Consider the following 21,185-nt stretch of genomic DNA (forward strand, 5'->3'; position numbering starts at 1 on the left):
AGTTCTCAGCGGGCAGGCGTAATTCCGTTTTTCGTCGTGCGTGCCTCACGCTGCATGCAGCGTAATCGGCGGCACCGGACGTTCACGATGCTGCGGCGGAAGTTGCGCTACGCGGCTGGGTTCGCGCGCGAAGTTGCCCGCACGCCGCCGCGATATCGCGCCCCATGTTATAACGCACGGTCACCGGAACGCCGGCTTTTTGCAAAATCGCCGCAAATTCCCAAATGCGTGCGTCGGGAGTCCCCGCGAAGGGCGCATCGGGCGTAGAATTGTACGGTATTAAATTGACGTGATAGAGGTGGCCGCGCATCAGGCGCGCCAACGCGCGTGCGGTTTCGTCGCTGTCGTTGTAGCCTTCCAGCATCACGTACTCGAAAAACATCTTGCGTTTGGTTCTAGCCGCGTATCGTTCGCAGGCCGCCATCAGTTCTGTCAGAGGAAACCGGCGATTGACCGGCATGATCGCCGTGCGCAACTCGTCCGTCGGTGCGTGCAGCGAAATCGCCAGATTTACTTGGCTGCCTTCTTCGGCGAAACGATCGATCTTGTCGACGACGCCGACGGTCGACACCGTAATGTGGCGGTGGCCGAGTCCGACACCGTTCGGATCGTTGAGGATCGCAATTGCGTCCATCACCGAGTCGTAGTTATGGAACGGTTCGCCCATGCCCATGAATACGACGTTGGTGACGCGCTTGTCGCGCGTTCGCAGTTCGCGCGCGAAAAACAGCACCTGGTCGATAATTTCTACCGGCGTCAAATGACGGCTGAAGCCGGCTTGTCCGGTCGAACAAAACGCGCACGCAAACGCGCAACCGGCTTGCGACGAAATACATACCGTCGTCCGGCCGCCGATATGCTCCATCAGCACGGCCTCGACTTCTTTTCCGTCGCGTAACGCTAGAACGACCTTCGTCGTCTGCTTGTCGGCCGAACGTTGTTCGGTTACCAACCGTACCGACGAGAACGTCACCCCGCGGTCGGCTAGCCCGCTCCGCAACGCCTTCGGCAGCGTCGTTACGTCGGATGGATCCTCAACGAGCTCTTTGACCCCCGCACGGTACAGTTGTTCGAGGCGATAGCGCTTTAAGTCGAATGCCGTGGCGAACGCATCGATGCCGGAAAAGTCGGCACGCGAAGCGAGATCTTCCATCCAAATTTCGAGGGGTTTGCGGAGCACGCCCCATTGTAGCATAGGGCGCGCCGTGCGTTCGGGCGACCGGGCACTCGGCGATTTAGTCGCCGAACAGCGGCGTTTGCCGCTCGCCGTTCGCGGCCGTCTCCGGCTCGTCCAACTTGGCACGAACGGCCTTCAAATCGTCCCATACGAGCCGTTTCACGGCATCGATCTGACCGCCGGTTTGGCGCAGTACGTAAGCCGGATGAAACGATACCATCAAGGCCGATCCTGCGGGCCCCGGATACCATCGCCCGCGCATCTTGGTAATCTGAAAGTCGTTGCCGAGAAACGACTTTGCGGCCGGCGCGCCGAGCGCGAGGATGACGGTGGGCGCGACGATCGCAATTTGTTCGTCTAAGAACGGCCGGCAGTTGACCATCTCTTGCGGCTCCGGAGCGCGATTCTTTGGCCCCCGCGGGCCAGGCAGCGTCGGCCGGCACTTAACGGTGTTGCAAATGTACACGCTCTCTCGCGGTAGATCGATCGCAGCCAGCATGCGGTCGAGTAACTTTCCGGCCGCACCTACGAACGGACGTCCGAGCGCGTCTTCGGTTTCGCCCGGACCCTCTCCGACGACCATCAAGCGCGCCGCCGGATCGCCCTCGCCATAGACGTTGTGGGTGCGCTCGTAGCCGATCGTGCAGCGCCGGCAGGCCGCTGCGACGGCGCTTTGCACGGCCAGCGCCGCACGCTTGCGTTCGCGCTCGACTTCGCTCACGCCGGGCGCGCCTGTGGTTCCGATGCTGCCTCGTCCAAACGTACGGCATCGCCGCTGACCGCGACTAAACACGACCCATCGCTTCCTTCGGAAACATCGAATTCTACTCGCAACACGGCGTTCGCACCAAGCCCGGAGGCTTCTTTTCGCAACGCTTCGAGCGCTTCTGCACGCAGGTGTTCGGCGTCGCTAAGAAATTCGCCGGCGGCTAAGCCGATCAGCATACCGAGGCTGCGAAACGTCGAACGCAAACGGTTGCGCGGTCGAGACGCCTGCGCACGCACCCGTCCCAACACGCGCACCGACTCGAAGCCGTCGACGTCGCACAACGTCACGACGTCCTCTCGGGCGATCACCTCGAGAAGCAGGCCGTGCGCGTACGGCGGTCGGAGTCTGGCAGCATGCCGGAGACTTCACCCTCGGTGCTGGTCATCCGCCTCGACGGAATCGGTGACGCGCTCGCGCTCTCGCCGCTACTGGCGGCGCTGGCTGCGTCGGGCGTTCCGGCCGACATCGTGCTCCGGCCCGAGAACGCAGAAATCTTTTCGCGGACTGCCGTGCGCCGCGTTGATGTCGCCTCGTGGCAATTGCGCTCGTCGCAGCCTGAGGACGACTCGGCGATGCACGTGCTGGCCGCCGAACTCGCCTCGCGTGGTTACACGCACGCGCTCGTCGCTACCGAGGATCCGAGCGGATATCGCTTAGCACGTGCGGCTCGCATTTCGCAACGGATCGGTTTCGAAAACGGCTGGGGCAAACCGTTCAAAACGTTGTGGGTGCGCGGCGCCATGACGCAAACGATCTATCGTCCGGCGGGTACCGACTCGCGCGCTTTGCACGAATGCCAAGTGTTATTCGAACTCGGTCGCGGATTGATGGCGGAAACCTCGCCAACGACGAGTATCGAACGGCTTCGCCCGCTCGTTCTCGACGAAAACGAGCCGCCCGATCCACGCGTGGCGTTTCAGGTGACCGACAAGTGGGAGCGATTGGGCATGCCGCTCGATGCCGTCGTCGCAGCGTTCCGCGAAGCCGGCCGCACGGAATCGATCCTGGCGATTGCGTCGGCGCGCGAGCACGATTACGTCGAGCGTTTCGAACAACTCAGCGGTGCGCATGTCGTGCGCTTCGAGCGTACGGCGCCGTGGAAGGCGGCGATCGGCCGGGCGCGAGCGGTAATCGCGCCGGATTCGGGCGCGTTGCACGTCGCCGGGACGGCCGGCACGCCGGTTGTCGCGATTTTTCCGGATGACCGGCAGTTCGAGCTGCAGACGGCGCGATGGCGGCCGTGGGCATCCCCGTACCGCATCGTACGTGCCGGCGCGGGCTGGCCGGAAGCCGCCACGCGATCGTTAGGCGAGCTCCTCACCGGCAAGCGCTGACGCGTCGATACAGTTCGATCCCTGCGTCGAACGAGATCGGTACGTAGGTGCCGGCGCGCACGAGCGACGCTAATGTATCGCCATATTCTTGCAGACGAGCGGAATCGGGAAAATTGCGATCGACCAACACGAAGCATGCCTGGGCATCGATATCGCTGCGTTCCGGAAGTAAGCGCGCCAGCGGATCGTCGAGCGCGAGGTGCGTATATGCCTCTTCCTGCGTGGCGACGCTTGCGTAGCGCGGAAGATTTGCGAGTGCGGCGTCCAGCGCGACGTCGCGCGCCTGGCGCGCGCGAAGGTTGATACCGGGATGCATCGGATTGGCCGCGACGAGTTCGACCGCCGCGAGCGCGACAGCCCACCACAACGCACGACGGGCGGTTGCATCGCGCATTGTGCCCAACGCCGCAGCGAAACCTACCAATAGATATCCCGCCCAGGCGCCGGTGTAGTGCGTCCCGAGCGTAAACGTCGTGTTCATTCGCGACAAAAGCACTTCTGCCAACGGTGCCGCGGCCAGCCACGTAACGCGCGAACGAAGTGGCACGAACGCGAGCGGCGCGAGGATCGCGATCGCAAACCACAGACGCGCCAAGCCGTCGAGGCCAAAGAGCCGGGTTGCGTCGCCCCACGTCCAGGCGTAAAACCGATTGGGCTGCCATGCGTGCACGGCCGCAGCATGCGGTTGGATGAGCCAGAAAAACGCGATAAGAACGAGCGCACAGAGAATCGCAGTCGCGATCGCCAGCGTGCGTCTTTTCGGATCGTGACGATACGCAAACGCACTTCCGGCGGCCGCGATACCGAGAAAAATCGCTTGATCTTCTTTGACCATCAACACGATCGCCGCACAAACGGCCGCGAGCGCGAGATATCCGGCGTCGAAGGCGTAGGCAGTCCACAACACCGCGGCCGGCGCAAAGCCGTTTTCGTGAAAGTCTCCGAACGTCAGACCCGCCAGTGGCGGATACAACCATACGACGACCGCTGCAAAGCGCGCGATCCGGCGGTCGGTGCGCCGCAGGACGATCGCATAGACGGGCGCGGCGCAGAGCGCTCCGGCGATCGCCTGCAACGCGACGAGGAGCATCGGCGATCGAAAAAACAGCAGCCCCAACGCTGGAAAATACAGGATCGGCGAAAAATGGAACGCCCAATGACTCCCTTCGATCGGGTTGCAAAAGCATCCGAACGCAGAGGCGACCGTTTGCGAGAAGAGTCCGAAGTCGACGAGGTTTCGATGGGCGCCGTACTTGATCGCGCCGAGCAACGTAAACAGCGCGGCGTACGTCGCGGTGCCGATCCAGACGAAGCGATCGCGCACGAAACCCCTTACGCCGGTGCGCGCGAGCGGCGCCGTTGCAAATACGGCCACACGAACGGGTCGATATCGCCATCGAGCACGCGTTGCGCGTCGCCAACCGACGCGTCCGTCCGGTGGTCTTTCACCAACTGATACGGCTGTAACACGTACGAGCGAATCTGCGAACCCCACTCGTTGGCTTGCCGCTCTCCGCGGATGTCGTCGAGACGGCGGTCGCGCTCTTCGGCCGCTCGCACCGCCAGCTTGGCGCGTAGCAAGCCCATAGCTACCTCGCGATTTTGTGCTTGCGAGCGCTCTTGTTGCGACCCGACGATGAAGCCGCTCGGTTCGTGAATGATGCGCACCGCGGATTCGGTCTTGTTGACGTACTGGCCGCCGGCCCCGCCCGACTTAAAGGTCTCCACACGAATGTCGTCAGGCTTGATTTCGACCGCAGCCGCTTCGCCGGCTTCGATCTCCGGCAACACGTCGACTGCGGCGAACGACGTATGGCGGCGATGCGCTGCGTCGAACGGCGACAGCCGAACCAAACGATGAACGCCGCGTTCGCCTTCGAGCATTCCGTAGGCATGCGGACCGCGAACGAAAAACGTGATCGATTTCAATCCGGCTTCCTCACCCTCGGATTGCTCGACGATCTGCGTTTCCATGTCGTGCGATTCGGCCCATCGCAGATACATCCGAGTAAGCATTTGCGTCCAGTCGGCCGCATCGACACCGCCCGCGCCCGCGAAAATGCTGAGGATCGCATTATGCGTGTCGAACTCGCCGGTAAAATTGGCGGTCATCTCGAGTCGCTCGATCGACGCTCGCGCCGTTTGTGCGGCAGCTTCTGCTTCTGCCAGCCCCTGCGGATCGCCGGCGAACAGCTCGAGCATTTCGCGCGCGTCGTGCAAAGCGGTGTCCGCGCGCTCGACCACGGTGGTTACTTGGCGAAGCTCGGCCAGCGCTTTCATCGTTCGTTGCGCCGCTTCGGGATCGTCCCAAAAGCGATCGCCCTGCGATCGCGCCTCGCCTTCTAAAAGCGCACGCCGCTTGGATGCGTGGTCAAAGACGCTCCTTGAGCGCTTCGAGTCGCGCGGCGAGGTCGGAAATCCCGGAGATGGTTGCGTCGCTCATGACGGCTTGCGCTTTGACGCATGGCACCCGCACCCTTGTCGACCCAGCGCCGCGTCGTGAATGCCGCACGACTAGTAGACGGAGGTTTTTGGATGACCATACAATCGCTCGAAGCCGGGTTAGCGCAGACTGCATTGCCGCCGTACGGGGCAGGCCAAGACGGGGCGATGGCGCTCGAGCAAGGGGCCGGGACGGCCGCGCCAAGCGACGCCATTTCGTTGTCGCCACAGCAGCCGGCGGCCAATTCGAGCCTCGATCAAGCATCGATGCTCAGCCCATTGTCCGGGATGCTCGCCCAACTCATGCAGATGCTGCAGCAGATGATGGGGGGAAGCTCGTCAGCGCTGCCCGGCACGGGACAATGTGCTCCCTACGGCGGGAATCCGTCCGGATCGAACTGTCCTCCCAACGGCGACGAACAATACTTCGCGTCCGCGCAAGGCAGCGACGACGGCGACCCGCACCTGTCGTTTAACGGCTCGAAATGGAACAGCATGCAGTCGCATCCCAATCTGCTGCAATCGAACTCCATTCCGGGTGGTTATCGCCTTTCGACGCAGGTAACAAACACGAATGCACGTGGCGTCTCGCGCAATCAATCGGCGCAAATTACGCTCGACGGCGGACGCACGACGATCGGCCTGAACGGCGACGGCAAAGCGTCAATCGTTAGAAACGGCGAAAATGTTCCGATCGCGCCCGGTCAAACGCTGCAGCTTGGCTCGGGCACGACCGTCACATGTAAGCCCAACGGCGCACTAAGCGTCAACTCGCGCAACGCGATGGGAGGTCAGATTTCGACGACGCTTTCCACCAAGAACGGCGGCGTCGATGTCAACGTCAGCGCACAAAACGTCGATCTCGGCGGCGCATTGGTACGCGGACAGAGCGTCTCGCCGGGACCGTCGCCCGTGCCGTCGCCGACTCCGGGTGGACCGCCCGGACAGTTCGTGCAGTCGCCAATTATGCAAGTCCCACCCTACGAAATGACACCGCCATCGACCTATCAAGAGCAGCCGGCGACGTATCAGGAACAGCCGACGCAGTACGACAACCTATAGACGAAACGAGCGCGCGGTGAAAGCCGCGCGCTCGATGGCGTTAAAGGGTTGCCCTCCAGGTCAGGTTGGTAAGGCAAGCGTGGTAAAACAAGCAAGCGAGAGGTTTGGTGCGGCTCTACCCAAAGTCAGAGTAAGCCACTTACATCGAGTGTTGCCGAGGAGTTCATGGTACCTGTCCAACGCCGCTTAGCCGCGTCGTGCGTCATCGTTTTATCGGGCGCCATCTCGGCATGTTCGGGCGCACCGAACGTTGCCACCACCATACCCGTTGTAGGCGAAGCCCTGCGGCCTGCACTCCGCCCGCTCAGTAGGATATTTACGTAATGGAAGCCGTCACGCGTCCACCCAAGGGCTCGGCCGCTCGCACCTATTATCCGCACGTCGAAGGTCTGCGCGGCGTGGCCGCCATGTACGTTTTTCTGTATCACGCTTGGCAATACGGCATTTTGCACGCCGGCGCAACGCTGCCGGGCTTGCTGCCGTTCACGCTGCCGTGGCTGCAATTCGGTCACTTCGCGGTGTCGGTGTTCATCGTTATCTCGGGCTACGTTCTCGGTCTCCCCGTCGCGCAACGTCTGCAGTCGCCATTCAGCCCCGGTCGATTCGCCAAGCGGCGTATCCGCCGGCTCATGCCGGCCTATGTGCTCGCCTTGTTTTTATCGATCATTCCGTTCTGCTTAATGGCGATATTGCTCGGCAGGCATCCGAATGCTAAGCATATCGCCGTTGCAGTTATCGCACATCTCGCGCTGATTCATAACTGGATTTTGCCGCTTGCCGAATATCTGAACGGCCCGATGTGGAGCATCGCGCTGGAGTGTCAGATTTATGTGTTTTTTGCGCTATTGCTGATTCCGGTATGGAAACGCTTCGGTCCGTGGGCACAGCTCGCCGTCGCGCTCGTCATCGGCTTGTTACCGCATTTCCTCTTCCACGGACGATTCGATTACACGATATGGTGGCTGATGGGACTGTTCGGTATGGGCGTCGTCGCCGCGCACATCACGGCGAACAAACCCGCGAGAGCACCCTTTTGGCGATTGTTGGCGCTGCTGGCTGCAGCCCTCGCCCTGGTCGCGATCACGCGTTCGGGCGAGGGAACGCCCGACAGCAATCTCTGGCCGGCCGATCTGATCGTCGGTGCGGCGATTTCGCTCATGTTCGTCACCTCCGATGGAGAAAAGCTCACGTGGACGGCGCGTTTCTTATCGCTGCGACCGATCGTAATACTCGGCACATTTTCGTACAGTCTATACCTCGTTCACGGGCCGCTCGTCGCGCTCGTAGGGGCCGCCCTACAACACATCAACGCCGGCGTCACCATCAGCGCAATCGCGTGGGGCGCGACGATCGTTCTGGTCCCGGCCCTGGCGTATTGCTTCTACCTCATCGCCGAGCGGCCGTTTCTCTCGGCGGGTTTCCGAGAGGCGATCGAAAAATCGCCCGACCACGAACGCTTATACGTTCCCGACGACGGGGCGGTCAGTACTTCCCAAAGTACGACGTAATATCGAAGTAAGAATCTCGCTCGGCGTTTGTCGCTGGGCAGACCACGTGTAAACGGTCGATTCGCCGCTCTGCATGTCGAGGATAGCATTCGCGAACGAGTCTCCTGCAGGGTCGGCGCGGCGACGCGATCGTTAACGATCCGCTAGCGCACCCAAACGCCGCCGGGCAGATCGCCGGCCAATACCGACGCCCCGGTGCTATCCTCCGCCACCTTGCAATTGGGATGCTTTGTCTCCGCGGATTTTAGCGAGTCGCCGACCGGCACATGCGAGGGGTCGCACGATTGCGATTTCAGCGATCACGACGCATCCTTTCGTTCGCGAAAAGTACTGCCCGCGGCCAGCGCCGTTGAAACGGCCAGACTGCGCTTACGCTTGCTACTTGGCTCGAAACCTGTCGCTTTCGTGATGATATTCGTTAGCCATGATACACCTCCGGGATCGATCGGGCGATTGTCGCGCGACTACCCGGTGGGCGAATGCAAAACGTCTTTTGCGACCGTCGTTCCGCCGGCATGCAACGCTGCGGCGGCACCCGGCTCGGAACTTGAAGAATCGAATGCAACGCGACGGCCGGCAAAGATCGTTCCGACGACGCGCAGGTTGCGGAGTTCGCGAGGATCGACGCCGAGCGGATCGTCGCTCAACACCGTGAGATCGGCGATTTTTCCGGCCTTGATGCTGCCGACGTCATTCTCTCGTTCGATCGAATACGCGGCGTCGATTGTGACGGCGCGTAATGCCTGCTCGGCAGTGATGCGCTGATCCGGATCGGCCGTGCGTCCGGACGGCGTGATGCGATTGACCGCGCACCACATTAAAAAGAGCGGGTCGGCGGGCGCCATCGGCATATCCGAATGCAGCGAGATGCTCACGTTTTCGCGCACGGCCGTGCCAAGGCGTGCCATGCTATTAGCGCGTTCGGGGCCAAGACCCATTTGCGAATACTTGTCGGCCAACGCGCACGGATAATACGGGTTGGCGCTGACGATCGCTCCAAGCTCTCTCAGCCGGCGCACTTGTTCGTCCTGCGAGACGGCGAAATGCACCACCGTAAATCGGTGATCTTCCCGAGGATTAGCCTGCTGCGCCGCAGCCAGCGTGTCGATAACGACCTGCAGGCCGGCATCGCCGTTCACATGCGTATGGATGTGATAGCCCGCATTCCAATACGCCGTAAAGGCGGCCGCGTAATCGACCGGTGCGAGGATCCACTCGCCTTCGTGCCCATCGAGGTAGGGCTGCTTCACTTGCATGAGCAGCGAGAATATCGCTCCATCGCAAAACAATTTGATTTGTTTCGGCAGCCACGAAACGTTGCCGCTTCCCCAGGCGAGGTGCGATTCGGTTGCGGGAATGAGCCCTCCGAGATCGGACTTGTGCTGTTCGTACAATCCGCGACCGTCTGGAATGAGATACGTTCGGAAACCGACATCGCCGCCCAGACTCTTCTCCCAAAATGCTTGGATCGGTCGCGTTAATTGCGTGCCCGGCTCGCAAATAGTCGTGATTCCCTTCGAGCGAACGTATTGCGTGAAGCGCCGCACCCCGGCCTCGATACGAGCCGGCGACAACAGATCTTTACCCACCGGCGCGAGTACGAGCTTCAAACCGTTTTCGTAGAAATGTCCTTGCACCAGGTCTGCCTGTTCGCTCGCTAAGCCCTTACCCGATAACGCATCGCCGGTGATGCCGTATTTGGCAATGGCAGCGCTGTTGAGAATGAGCTCGTGGCAGGATCGGTGCCAAACGACAACCGGCCGCTCTGGGCTGAGCGCATCCAAGTGCGCACGTCGTACTTGGCCGTGAAAATATTGGTGGTAGCCCCACGTAAAGAGCGTCTCGTCGGGCGGCATCGCCGCCATTTCATCGATCGCTTCGGAGAGACGAGCGACGTATTCGGCGTTATCGTTGGCGGCCGCAGAGAAGCGTTCGGGGACGTCCCAATCCTCGATCGCGATAATCGTGCAGGCAAACGATAGCGCACCCAACAGCGGATGTACGTGCTGCTCGATTAGTCCCGGAACGATCACGTCGCCTTGGTAGCGCCGGTCGACGACGAACGTTCCTATTTCAAGGTCTTGCGTAACCGATTCGAGCGTGCCGACGGCCGCGATACGCGAGTCGCGAACCGCAACCGCGGTTGCCGCATCGCCCGGCTCCATCGTGACGATTTTGCGCGCGACGTAGACAGTCGTATCGGCGCCGTCGAGCTCTGCGAGCACGTCGATGGACGGTTGCCGTTCCGGCTTTGAAAGAACGGTGGCCGGCGCGTTGGCCGCTAATAGTGGAAGGATGGTCGCGCATCCGGAACACTGCGCGTCGTGATCGTGGTGCAGCACGCACGCGTCGTTGGCAGCACCGAGTGGGCGCACCTGTCGGCGCGCCCCGTTCGTTTAGCCGATCATCGAGGTGGTCGCCTCGGGTTTGAAGTAGCCGCCGCGATTGAGGTCGTCTAACAACGTCGCCTGCGACGGCACCCAGCCGAGCGTCGCGCGCGTTTGTTCGCTGCGAGCCGGAACATCTATTGCGGCAAAATGCGCGAACCACCCGAAATGCTCGGCGGCCTCGTCGGGAGATTTCGAAACGGCCGGCACATCGAGGCCGCGCGCGATGCCTTCGGCGATACTCCTGAACGCAACACCTTCTTCTGCTACCGCGTGATAGCGCACGCGGCCGGTGCCTTTTTCAAACGCCAAACGATACAGATGCGCCGCATCGAGGCGATGCACAGCCGGCCACCGATTGGATCCATCACTAATGTATGCCGAAAACCCACTTTGGCGCGCTCGCTGGATCAGAAGTGGAACGAAAGCACGATCGCCTTCGCCGTGAACGCTCGGCGGCAAACGCACGATCGCAACGCGGACGCCGGCCGCGGTCGCCGCGTCGGCGGCGAGTTCGGAAGCGATGCGAGGATTGGCCGAAGCCTCAGCAGGCAGGTTATCTTCGATTGCGACACGTCCCGACTCGAGCAGCGCCGTTCCGGATGTCACGAGCAACAGTCGATCGGATCCAACCAACGCATCGGCCAGCGCTGCAATGGCGAGGCGGTCCTTTTCACAGTTTTCTGCAAACCTAGAAAAATCGTGGATGAATGCGGTGTGAATCACGCCGTCGCTCGATGCTGCCGCGGCGCGAAGGCCGTCCAGATCGTCCAGCGAGCCGCGATGCACGTCAGCGCCGGCTGCGCGCAGAGCAGCGGCTGACGAATCCGAAACGGGCCAAGCCAAGAACGGTGTGTCCGGCATCTAACAGTTCTCGAACGACGGCCGAGCCGATGAACCCGGTCGCGCCGGTGACGAAACTGGCACTGTGACCTTAAACGACACGGTGCGAGATGTAGCTTCTCTCGTGGGATCGCCTACAGTGCTTCGACCCCGTCGCTCGCCGAATCGCCTTCGTTTAGGTATGCTAGCTGCATGATCGCTATTCGAGTACACCGGTTCGGAGGACCAGAAGAACTACACGTCGAGCAGACACCGGTTCCAGAGCCACAGCCCGGCGAGGCACTCGTTCGCGTGCACGCTGCGGGCGTCGGGCCGTGGGATGCCCTGGTTCGATCCGGCAACAGCGGGTTGTCTCAGGCGTTACCGCTCACTCCCGGTTCCGACATCGCGGGCATCGTCGAGCGCGTCCGCGGTGACGACGCGACGAGCATCGCGGTCGGCGACGAGGTATTTGGAGTCACCAACGCGGCGTTCACCGGCGGCTACGCGCAGTATGCCGTAGCCGAACTCCGGTCGCTCGCACGCAAACCGAAGTCGCTCGGATTCGCCGAGGCGGCTTCCGTTCCGGTCGTCGCAGTCACCGCTTGGAAGATGCTCTTCGAGCATGCACATCTCACCGCCGGACAATCGGTACTCGTGATCGGCGGCGCGGGCAATGTTGGGGCGTACGCGGTGCAACTGGCCGCCTGGGCCGGCGCGCGCGTGACGGCGGTCGGCTCGGGCCAAGACGCGCCGTATATGAAAAGCCGCGGTGCCGCCGCTACGATCGACTTTCAAACCCAACGATTCGAAGAATCCGTGGCCGATGTCGACGTCGTCATCGATACCACCGGCGGCGACACGCAAACGCGCGCCTTCGGCGTTCTCAAGGCCGGAGGCATTCTGGTCTCGAGCGTCTCGCAACCGTCGGAAGCCGAGGCGCGCAAGCACGACGTGCGCGTCGCTTTTTTTATCGTCGATGTTCCGCGCGCAGAGCTGGAGCGAGTCGCAGGCCTCATCGACGACGGCATCCTTAAAACCGATCTGGGCGTGGTGTTACCGCTTTCATCCGCACGAAGGGCGCACGAGATGCTCGCCGGTACCGTCGATCATCCGCGCGGCAAGATCGTCCTCGACACGATGCTTCAAGGAGAATAGTTCATGCTCGTTCGTATTCCGCTGCTTCTAGCACTGCTCGCCGCGACCACCGCGACAAGCTTGGCCTATCCGGTTAATTTCGGTCCGCAATTTCACACCACATCGGTATCGGTCGATGGTTGTACGATCAGCGCAACCGTTGGGGGCCACGGGCCGGCCGTCGTTCTTCTTCACGGATACGCGGAAGACTCGCGTATGTGGAAACCGCTCGCCCAACGCTTAGCCGCGCACTACACGGTTATCGCTCCGGATCTTCCCGGCATTGGGAATTCGTCTATTCCGGCTTCCGGGCTCGACATGACGACGTCGGCGGTCCGCGTGCGCGACGCCGTGCACGCGCTCGGGTTCAGTAGCGTCGCGGTCGTCGGGCATGACATCGGCCTGATGGTCGCGTACGCATACGCCGCTAAGTATCCAAGCGAAGTGCGGCGGCTCGCGCTGATGGACGCGTTTTTGCCGGGCGTTCCTGGTTGGGAGCCGATCTACAACGACCCAGCGTCCTGGCATTTCCGCTTTTACGGTCCGACACCGGTCGCGCTGGTGCACGGTCGCGAGCGCATCTACTTCGAGCACTTCTGGAACGACTTCGCGGCTAATCCGAACCATTCAATTTCGCAGGCCGATCGCGCGGCCTATACGGCCGCCTACGCCCGCCCAGGGCGCATGGCTGCCGGCTTCGCGTATTTCGCATCGTTTCAGAACACCGCTGTCGATTTTACCAAACTCGCACAAACGCAATTGCAGATGCCCGTGCTTTCGATCGGCGGAGAGAAGTCGCTCGGCACCGCACTAGGACGTCAAGTAACGCTCGTAGCGACCAATGCCAAAGTCATCGTCGTTCCCAACGCCGGCCATTGGCTCATGGAAGAACAGCCCGCCGTTACCATGGATGCACTGACCGCTTTCCTGGGAGGAAGTTAACACCTTGAACGAACTCGATCAAACCACAGCCTAGCCTCGGCTGGTCAAGCTGGTCAAGAGGAAATGGCGCGCTCTGCCGCTTACGAACGCCGGAGTGCGCCGATTCGTGTTACGCCTGCTTCTTATCGTCTCGATCAGCGCTTGTCTTTCTGCGTTGGCACCTTTGCGTGCCCAAGCCGGCGCCCCAGCTGTCCCGGCGATCAAGACGTGTACGCTCGAGGAAGGCGTCGGGCGCGTTCGCTTTACCGTAGATCAACCGGACGATGCTGAATACGTCCATCTACGACTGCGCTTCTTCGATAAGCAAAAGCAGTGGCTGGCCGACGAACTCATAGAAGCGTGGGGCTTCGACGCTCCCATTCTTCCGATCGCTGGGCTTTTCGATTCGAGCTATATAGCCTCGGTCGAATGCGCAATCGATGGCTACGATAAAAAGACCGACATGGCGGGTGTCCAACCGTTTGTTGCGATCGCGAGGCCGAACGCTCCCGGCCGGAAACCGTGCCCCCAGCCACTAGGACTAATCGTCGATGGCGGGGACGATGCTGACTTTGAGGCTGCCCTCGTTGGGCCTAACTGGATTATGTTTCGCATGCGCGCGACGATCGAGCGACTCCTTAGCGACCGCCCGACGTTCTTCGCCGGCGATGTTTTTTCAGCCACCCTCGACCGCGCTTCGGAGCAGCGCGCGGTCATCGAAGGAGCGGATGGCCAATCGATAGCGTTACTTTTCGTCAACGTTCGCCCCGGCTTTCATCAGATCGACTTTGGGCCGTGGCCAGTCGAAGGGAGCCATCCGTTTTGCTTGCGCACCGGCTTGTAGTCACACTCGCGTTAGCGCTCTTTTATGTGCTGACCGGATGTTCGGTAACCTGTAATGACCCTGGATTGACGGTTGACGGTTCTGGCAAGATCGTCGTCCGTACCGAAACCGGCTTTATGAGCCCGAATTCAAACATCGTTCGCTCCATTTCGCAGCTGCCGAATATGCTAAGTGGCGAAGAACATCGTTCATCTTCCCAAGACTACATTCTTTCGAGCGACGGACGTTGGTTGTTTCTTTTGGAGAACACAGCCGGACATCCCAATCTCGTCTATCGCATCGATCTTGCCACAGGCATTGCGACAGTCATCGGACCCCATGCCGCCCTCGGTGTCTCGAGTTCTGCCCAAACAACGTCGAATGAAACTTGGATTACGTCCAACGGCACATACATCTATTCTGTAGATCAGAAACGCCCGATCGTCAGCCGTGCGACGCTTTCTGCGCCTGCAAAGCTTACTCCGTATATCACCGGTTCAAAAACGGGCTTGAGTGGCCCGATTGGAAGCGCTGTCGGTTCGAGCGGAATGTTGTGCATAGTTCAGGACGCGGCATCGGTGCGTTGCTACGCCGCGGGAGCCCATGGGAACGTAGCGCCCACGAGAACGATCGTCGGCAGCGATTACGGCTTCAGGCAGTTCGATGACATCACATTTGGTTCACGCAACGAATTGATTATCGCGGCATCGGATGGGACGGGCCGAATTGGAACTTCGACCCTTGCCTTTTTCGATCTCAGCGAACCCCAGCCGCACCTCGTCCGACGCCTTCAAGGGCCGCAAACGGCTCTCCGATTCGTCAATTCGCTAACCGTCAACCGCGCCGGAAACATTTTAGTACTGCAAAAGGACTCGAATCTATGGGACGCCGCAAGCGAATTGCTCGTCTTCGGCCCGCACCAGCGCGACGACGCTGCGCCGCTGGTCGTACGCGATCCGATTACGTCGCTTTCAAATGCCCATCGCATGGCTGCCGCAGAAGGCGGTGACGTCGCCATTCTCGGTTCGGACGGCGTAGCTATATTCCGACACGCCGCAGACCGCCCGTTGCAAGCGTGGCCCACCGCGCAGGATCTCCCGGCCAGGGGTTGGGATGTCGCGTTCGGAGGCGGCCGCCTAATCATCGCCAATGAGTTCGGCGTCCCTGTCTCATATAAGATCGCTAATATTGGTAAAACGATCACTTCAAACGGTTCCGGAACTATGGACCTTCACGACCCGGACTTTATATCGTCGGATCGATCCGGCCGCATCTATACGGCGTCGACCGCTGGGGTGGTTACGCTCTTACCGCTCGATGTACATGCGGCGACCGGATTCGAAAACGTCCATTTTCGGACGCCGTTCGGACGGAATTTAAGCGCATTTGCTACCGACGGGGCCGGCCACTCTTATTTTACATCGACGTTTAACGACGCCGTTCTCATCGTGGATCGTTCCGGAAGAGAGTCGATATTGCGAGGCCCTCGTACACAGCTAAATCACCCGACCGGTTTAGCGGTGGGACGAGACGGAACGCTATACGTTGCGAATTCTGAATCGAGCAATGTGTTAGCATTCGCGCACGGCACCGCGGGTAACGTCGCGCCGACGGCAAGGATCGAGGGGCCGGCGACCGAGCTCGTGGCACCGCAGTCGCTCGCTATCGACATCGCTGGGCGGCTCTACGTGTTTGACGGTCCTCAAGGTGGCACCGGATCGGACACCCCTCATTACGTTCGCGTCTTCGGCCCAAATAGCCAAGGTGACGTGGCTCCCCTAGCCTCGTATCGCGTTCCGGCGAAGTGCTGGACTGATTCTCTTTAGATGCGTCGTTGCTCCGGTGAAGTGCCAGATCAAAGTCCCTTGATGATCCAGCACTTCCCCAGATCTTGAACGCTAGCGGCTAACGACCGCTGCGAACGGATCGGCAAACGATCCGCTCAGCGTTTGGGTGGCGGTTCCGCCGGCGGGATAGGCATAGACCAGCACGTTCTTTTTCGAGGCGTCCGGACACGCGACCAGTTTGCCGTCGATTACGTATTGGCCACAGGCGCCGCTGTTGAGCAGCGTAGTTCCGGTGATCTTACCCGACGCGCTCATCTGATAGATCGCTGGTGTTCCGCCCTCGGTTAGTTGGTCGCCAACCGTCAACGAATTTTTTGCGAGCTGGACGCCGCCGGCAACATTGATCGTTGCACCGGAAACCGCGACCGTTTTAAACTTGCCCTTCTTAAACGACTGCAGCGAGAAATAGCCGCCGTTACTGCCATCAACGTATAGCGTATTCTGTTTATAGCCGACAAAGCTGACATAGACGCCGGCATCCGGATAGTTGATGCCGCTGCCGGTGCCGCCCGCGTACACTGTGACGCTGCCGGCATCGCCGGTCGTCGATTCGATGTTACCGACGGCGAGATCTCCAGCGTTATCGACGGCGCAACTGTATGGATACTGGCCGGCATCGTTCAGCGTCGCGATCGGGGTCGTTCCGCCGTGAGCGTATTCGATCAGGTTCGAATCGTAGGTGTTAACGATCCAGACGTTTCCTTTTTTATCCGAGCACTCTCCGGACGGACCGTTGAAGCCGGTCAACGTGCCGGCGGCTTTGAGTTTCGGCCATGAGTACACGTACACGTCGTACGTCTCGGCGTCGGAAACATAGAGAAGCGCTCCACCGGCGACGTCAGGCTTCATCCAAGAGCGGCTTCGATCTGGTTGCGCGACCGCCCCCGGCTTAAGGCTGAAGCCGTGACCGCTCGTGAGCGCCGCGGATGGGGAAAAGCCCTGTGAGCCGGCACCGCTGCTGCAAGCGGCCAGCACCGCGCTGCCCGCGACAACGACCGCAAAAGTCTTGAAAAATCTAGGTTGCACGTGAATTCGCTCCTCTAACGTCTCTGGTAGTCGAGGCAATAGTAAAGGAGCCGCCGGAACGGCGTCATGCGTAAATTACCCAGCCGCTTACCTGCCCTCGCCCAATTCCAGTGCGTCGCCGACCTGCCAGCGGGAACGGATCCCCAGCTTTGAAAATATCGATTCGCAGTGCCGGTGCACGGTTCGCTCGCTCAGCTGCAACGCGTCGGCCACCTCTTTATTTGTCCGGCCGGCCGCAACGAGCCGCGCCACCTCTGATTCCCGGGTCGTCAATGCGACACCCAAGTTTTGCTTGACTGGCTCTCCAAACCATCGGGGGCGCGCGGCATCCGTGCGCACCCCGAGGTGCCGGCGAATTTCGCTGGCTCGGTCTGGGTCGCCGGCGGCTTCTTCCGCCAGCGCTTGTAACAACGGCCGTTCGCTTTCCTCAAACGAGCTCGCAGCGCGAGCAGCAAGTTCGCGCGCGAGCTTCGACGCTTGGCGCCGTGACGAAGCATAGCTTTCAAATAAGTCGTAGTGTCCGCGCATAACGTTCGAGTTGGCAGTACACTGGCGCGCAACCAGGGCCGCGAAGCGAGGCAGTAGTTCGGGCGAGGCAACGCGCGCAATACGCGCGGCGAACGACAAGCTGTGGTCTAGCGATCGTAGCGTTGTAGCCGCTCTTGTCAGCAGGCGATCGTGCGCCTCTCGATCGCCCTCGAATTCGTACAACGTGCAGAAGGCCTCCACGAGTGGCCCGAGCAGTCTCGCCGCATTTCGGCTAAACGCAAGATCGATCAGCGTCGTCGCTCGGTTTGCGCGTATCAATGTCGTATCCGACAATAAGAGACCGACCTGGACGCCGATCGTTGCAACGGAAATTATCTCGTCCTGATGCACGGCCTGTTCGGTCGACGAATCCGATTGTTGAATCGCGTGAAACTCGTGCAGAGTAGCTGCAGCTTCTCGTAATTTTCCGGCCGTATACAAGGCCTCGGCGAGGGTTACCAAGCCAAACGGAACCGACGATTCAGCCAATCGAAAGCGCTCTAACGCTGCTTTCGCATATAGAATCGCCTTGTCGGAAGAGCCATCCTGAATTGCCGCCGCGCTGTAATTGTTCAGAATCTTTGCCAACATCAGCGATTCGCCGTGTCGCCGAGCGGCCTCGACAGCCAAGTCGAAGGCCGCAAAGCCTTCGCTCACCGAACGAGCCTTGATATTTGCAATGGCGCTAGCCTGATAATAACGAGCGGCAATTTCATCGTCGGTAAGATCGCCGGGCACGTCCACCGCGGCGAGCGCGCGAAGCGCTTGAGCGGGCCGATTGCCGATACCGAGACTGAGCGCCGTTCCGATTCGCGCCTTAACAAGGTTTCGCCGGCGATTACCCTCCGTAATCATCGCCTTTGCAGCTTTTCACGCCGCTTTTGAAGTGCCTCCGGGGTCTACCGCCCGGCACCCCCTCAAGGGTGCGGCTGCTACCGCGTCCAACGCGCGCACCTAGCATCCAAAACGCGAGAAGGGCAAACCCGATGAAACGGCTTTACAACCTGGCTATTTTGTTTACGATCGCCGTCATTTGCAGCCTTGGGTCATCGACCGCCGCGTACGCGGAAGACGTAGACGGCGTTCAAATAACCGAGGCCGATGTCAAGCAGCTTTTGACCGCACTGCACACCGCACTAAAACCGAACGATAGTACCATTCCGCTTCACGTCGCGATAAAGCCGGCGCCGCAGATGCCGAAATACGCTTCCGATTGGTTTTACGCGGGCATATCGACTTCGAGCTCGGGGTCGCGAACGATGACGGTTTGGACGAACACCGACTTGAACGGTGACGCTCTCCGCAACGCCATCACTGCGAGCTTTCTCGTCGCTCTCTCGGACGGCGGCTACGGGGGAACCGCGTTCAAGCAGCTGTACGACGTTGAGGCCGCAAGAGATGCGCAACTGCCTTCGGATGCGCCCAATCCATACCTCAACCGGCAGAAGCTCGGGGCGGCGTTAAGCGACCTATTGAAGTAATGACTCTGTTATCGAAGATGGCACTCGTGGCGGCCTGCGTCATTATTCCTGGAGTTGCACTAGCGGCGCTTGTCGCCATCGCTCTCCTGAACGTTCCATCGAACGACGGAATTCTACAAACCAATACAGTCTTATCCGACGACGCGAATGATGCAATCGTGTTACGCGAATTGCGAAAGCGCGGATCCGATCTCAGTAAACCGACCGATATCGTATTTTATCTGTACATTCCGAGCCTTCAAGACGCTCGCTCTTCCGTGCAAGAATTAGATCGCGACGGACTGTCGGCGCACTACGAACAGCCGCTCGGGCGCTTGTCGGACGGCTCATTCGAGAAGAGATACTCGGTGATCGCGCACGCTCGCGCGACGCCCACCATCGAACACCTTCGCTCCTATCGCACGATTTTTAGAAATCTCGCGAGACGGTTTAGGGGCGAATACGACGGGTGGGAAGCCGCCGTAGCCAAGTGACCTACTAGAAACAGGGGCGCTTCGGGCCTGAATTATCGCGGCTGGCAATCCCTCGACCTTATTCCCTAGGCAGTTGACGTAGCCCGATTGCCGAGCCATCGGGACTCTTGACGATTGCAATCAGGAGCCCGTTGGCGACATCGGTGGGATCCTGCACTTTTTCGCCGCCTTTGGCGACGATGGCAGCCAGCGCGACATTGATATCTGCGACATCGACATACACGATCGGAGCGGTCGTACTTTGCTGCGGCATTGCCGGAGTGAGTCCGACCTCCATCTCCCCTGCCTTAAAGCCGGTATAATACGGGCTATCGGCGTACGGCTCGGTGCCAAGCAGCTCTGAGAAGAATACTTTTGACTTCGCTATATCCGAAGTAGGGAAAACCACGAGTTTTACGGCGTTCATTGATACTCCATCGGTGAAGGGTTATATCCAGCAGACGGAACTCGGCCACCACACGTGACGAAATTTTGAAAAAATCTTACCTCGCCAAGATACGTCGCAAGCTTGCGGGCTGCGAAACGATGTACATCTCTCGTATCCGCCCTCGCTCGACGACAAATCCCGTGACTGACAACGGCTCGCCGCTCGGCAACCATGACAGGATCCCGGGCGACCCATTGACGATCACGGGCTCCATCGTACTGACGATGCGTGAAAAGCCGGCTGCCTGCGAAGCGACCGTTGCGGCGCCACGGATACCGTGCAGCGCGGGCGCCCGATCGGCTCGCAAGAGCACTTCGGGATCGAGCACCGCCACGATGCCCGCGACGTCACCCTCACGCGCCGCGGCGGCAAATGCATCGACCACCGCACGCCGCGCCGCGAAACTCGCGGCGGCCGGTGCCGTGCCTTGAACCCGACGCCTGGCACGGCTGGCGAGCTGGCGGGCAGCAAGTGGAGTGCGATCGACGATCGGCGCGATCTCCTCGAACGGAACAGCAAACATGTCGTGTAAGACGAACGCTAGGCGTTCGGAAGGAGTTAACGCGTCGAGTACGATCGTAGCGGCGAGGCTAAACAGATCGGCTTGAATCGCCGTCGCCTCGGGGCCGACCTCACGGCTTACGATAAAATCGGGAATCGTGGGTTCGAGGGGTTCCTCGCGCTTCGAACGGCGCGTCCGGAGCATATCGATGCAGATTCGTGCAACAACTCGCGTGAGCCAGCCATCGATGCTGTCGACATTATCGACGCCCTGCCGGCTCAATCGAAGCCAAGTTTCCTGTACGGCGTCGTCGGCATCGTCGAGCGATCCAAGTATCCGATACGCGACGCTGCGCAGATGCGGCCGGTTCTGTTCGAAGCGACCCGCCAACGCGTCCATCATGTGCGGCGTTTTAGCGTTAGACTATGCGGTTGCCTCCGGCCGCGCTCGGGAGCACGCCGTCCCGTTAAGCTACGCTTAGGGTACGGCGTGGTATAGTCACACTCCGGAGGGTTACGA

19 protein-coding genes and 1 pseudogene are annotated in these 21,185 nt (G+C 60.5%); 9 read left to right on the forward strand and 11 right to left on the reverse strand.

The genetic code is table 11. The features are described 5' to 3' along the window. Window positions 1–82: 82 nt before the first annotated feature. The 3 genes from rlmN to VGF98_07310 all read right to left on the reverse strand — a co-directional run bounded on the left by rlmN (window position 83) and on the right by VGF98_07310 (window position 2,254). Complete coding sequence (rlmN, locus tag VGF98_07300; protein ID HEY1681422.1) at window positions 83–1,153, reverse strand: 23S rRNA (adenine(2503)-C(2))-methyltransferase RlmN; 1,071 nt, start codon at window positions 1,151–1,153, stop codon at window positions 83–85. An 82-nt stretch (window positions 1,154–1,235) separates the two neighbouring features. Further along, window positions 1,236–1,898, reverse strand: coding sequence for a uracil-DNA glycosylase (locus VGF98_07305; GenBank protein HEY1681423.1), 663 nt, complete (start codon window positions 1,896–1,898; stop codon window positions 1,236–1,238). Next, entirely contained in the window at window positions 1,895–2,254 is a 360-nt protein-coding gene (locus tag VGF98_07310) for a heavy metal-binding domain-containing protein (GenBank protein HEY1681424.1), read from the reverse strand. The genes VGF98_07305 and VGF98_07310 overlap by 4 nt, the downstream gene beginning before the upstream one ends. A gap of 45 nt (window positions 2,255–2,299) precedes the next feature. On the opposite strand from VGF98_07310, the gene VGF98_07315 reads away from it, so the two are divergent. Further along, complete coding sequence (locus VGF98_07315) at window positions 2,300–3,280, forward strand: glycosyltransferase family 9 protein (protein ID HEY1681425.1); 981 nt, start codon at window positions 2,300–2,302, stop codon at window positions 3,278–3,280. Here the strand turns inward: VGF98_07315 and VGF98_07320 are convergent. Together VGF98_07320 and prfB are read right to left on the reverse strand one after the other, a co-directional pair. Then, window positions 3,264–4,604 carry a DUF2079 domain-containing protein gene (locus VGF98_07320; GenBank protein ID HEY1681426.1) on the reverse strand — a complete coding sequence of 447 codons (1,341 nt, stop codon included), beginning with the start codon at window positions 4,602–4,604 and terminating at the stop codon, window positions 3,264–3,266. The genes VGF98_07315 and VGF98_07320 overlap by 17 nt on opposite strands. Window positions 4,605–4,612: 8 nt before the next feature. Beyond that, window positions 4,613–5,662 (reverse strand): annotated as a pseudogene (gene prfB, locus VGF98_07325) (peptide chain release factor 2). 153 nt (window positions 5,663–5,815) lie between these two features. Here prfB and VGF98_07330 point away from each other — a divergent pair. Together VGF98_07330 and VGF98_07335 are read left to right on the forward strand one after the other, a co-directional pair. Further along, complete coding sequence (locus VGF98_07330; protein ID HEY1681427.1) at window positions 5,816–6,784, forward strand: hypothetical protein; 969 nt, start codon at window positions 5,816–5,818, stop codon at window positions 6,782–6,784. 323 nt (window positions 6,785–7,107) lie between these two features. Further along, window positions 7,108–8,292, forward strand: a complete 1,185-nt coding sequence (locus VGF98_07335; GenBank protein HEY1681428.1) for an acyltransferase — start codon at window positions 7,108–7,110, stop codon at window positions 8,290–8,292. 464 nt (window positions 8,293–8,756) lie between these two features. Here the strand turns inward: VGF98_07335 and VGF98_07340 are convergent, their stop codons facing one another. Together VGF98_07340 and VGF98_07345 are read right to left on the reverse strand one after the other, a co-directional pair. Then, window positions 8,757–10,667, reverse strand: a complete 1,911-nt coding sequence (locus VGF98_07340) for an amidohydrolase (GenBank protein ID HEY1681429.1) — start codon at window positions 10,665–10,667, stop codon at window positions 8,757–8,759. A 21-nt stretch (window positions 10,668–10,688) separates the two neighbouring features. Further along, window positions 10,689–11,543 (reverse strand): SDR family oxidoreductase, encoded by an 855-nt coding sequence (locus tag VGF98_07345; protein HEY1681430.1) that lies wholly within the window; start codon window positions 11,541–11,543, stop codon window positions 10,689–10,691. Between the two features lie 171 nt (window positions 11,544–11,714). Here VGF98_07345 and VGF98_07350 point away from each other — a divergent pair, with 171 nt between their 5' ends. The 4 genes from VGF98_07350 (at window position 11,715) to VGF98_07365 (ending at window position 16,208) form a co-directional block, all read left to right on the forward strand. Further along, entirely contained in the window at window positions 11,715–12,659 is a 945-nt protein-coding gene (locus VGF98_07350; GenBank protein HEY1681431.1) for an NADP-dependent oxidoreductase, read from the forward strand. Window positions 12,660–12,662: 3 nt separating this feature from the next. Then, a complete protein-coding gene (locus VGF98_07355; GenBank protein ID HEY1681432.1) occupies window positions 12,663–13,580 on the forward strand; it encodes an alpha/beta hydrolase in 918 nt (305 codons plus the stop codon). A 106-nt stretch (window positions 13,581–13,686) separates the two neighbouring features. After that, window positions 13,687–14,403 (forward strand): hypothetical protein, encoded by a 717-nt coding sequence (locus VGF98_07360; GenBank protein HEY1681433.1) that lies wholly within the window; start codon window positions 13,687–13,689, stop codon window positions 14,401–14,403. A 116-nt stretch (window positions 14,404–14,519) separates the two neighbouring features. Then, window positions 14,520–16,208: a hypothetical protein gene (locus VGF98_07365; GenBank protein ID HEY1681434.1), complete on the forward strand. Its 1,689-nt coding sequence runs from the start codon at window positions 14,520–14,522 to the stop codon at window positions 16,206–16,208. A 72-nt stretch (window positions 16,209–16,280) separates the two neighbouring features. On the opposite strand, the gene VGF98_07370 is transcribed toward VGF98_07365, so the two are convergent. Continuing rightward, a complete protein-coding gene (locus VGF98_07370) occupies window positions 16,281–17,255 on the reverse strand; it encodes a hypothetical protein (GenBank protein HEY1681435.1) in 975 nt (324 codons plus the stop codon). Window positions 17,256–17,342: 87 nt separating this feature from the next. Continuing rightward, on the reverse strand, window positions 17,343–18,638 hold the full coding sequence (locus VGF98_07375; GenBank protein HEY1681436.1) for a helix-turn-helix transcriptional regulator: 1,296 nt from the start codon (window positions 18,636–18,638) through the stop codon (window positions 17,343–17,345). A 131-nt stretch (window positions 18,639–18,769) separates the two neighbouring features. Between VGF98_07375 and VGF98_07380 the strand changes: the two genes are divergently transcribed. Both VGF98_07380 and VGF98_07385 read left to right on the forward strand, forming a co-directional pair. After that, complete coding sequence (locus tag VGF98_07380; protein ID HEY1681437.1) at window positions 18,770–19,264, forward strand: hypothetical protein; 495 nt, start codon at window positions 18,770–18,772, stop codon at window positions 19,262–19,264. A gap of 26 nt (window positions 19,265–19,290) precedes the next feature. Then, window positions 19,291–19,737: a ribonuclease E inhibitor RraB gene (locus VGF98_07385; protein HEY1681438.1), complete on the forward strand. Its 447-nt coding sequence runs from the start codon at window positions 19,291–19,293 to the stop codon at window positions 19,735–19,737. Window positions 19,738–19,795: 58 nt separating this feature from the next. Here VGF98_07385 and VGF98_07390 read toward each other — a convergent pair whose 3' ends face one another. Both VGF98_07390 and VGF98_07395 read right to left on the reverse strand, forming a co-directional pair. Beyond that, window positions 19,796–20,143 carry a VOC family protein gene (locus tag VGF98_07390; GenBank protein ID HEY1681439.1) on the reverse strand — a complete coding sequence of 116 codons (348 nt, stop codon included), beginning with the start codon at window positions 20,141–20,143 and terminating at the stop codon, window positions 19,796–19,798. A gap of 76 nt (window positions 20,144–20,219) precedes the next feature. Further along, the gene (locus tag VGF98_07395) at window positions 20,220–21,068 is read right to left on the reverse strand and encodes a sigma-70 family RNA polymerase sigma factor (GenBank protein HEY1681440.1); all 849 of its coding nucleotides are present in this window, start codon (window positions 21,066–21,068) and stop codon (window positions 20,220–20,222) included. Between the last annotated feature and the right edge of the window lie 117 nt (window positions 21,069–21,185).

The organism is Candidatus Tumulicola sp. (genome assembly GCA_036490475.1).
Lineage (GTDB): Bacteria > Vulcanimicrobiota > Vulcanimicrobiia > Vulcanimicrobiales > Vulcanimicrobiaceae > Tumulicola.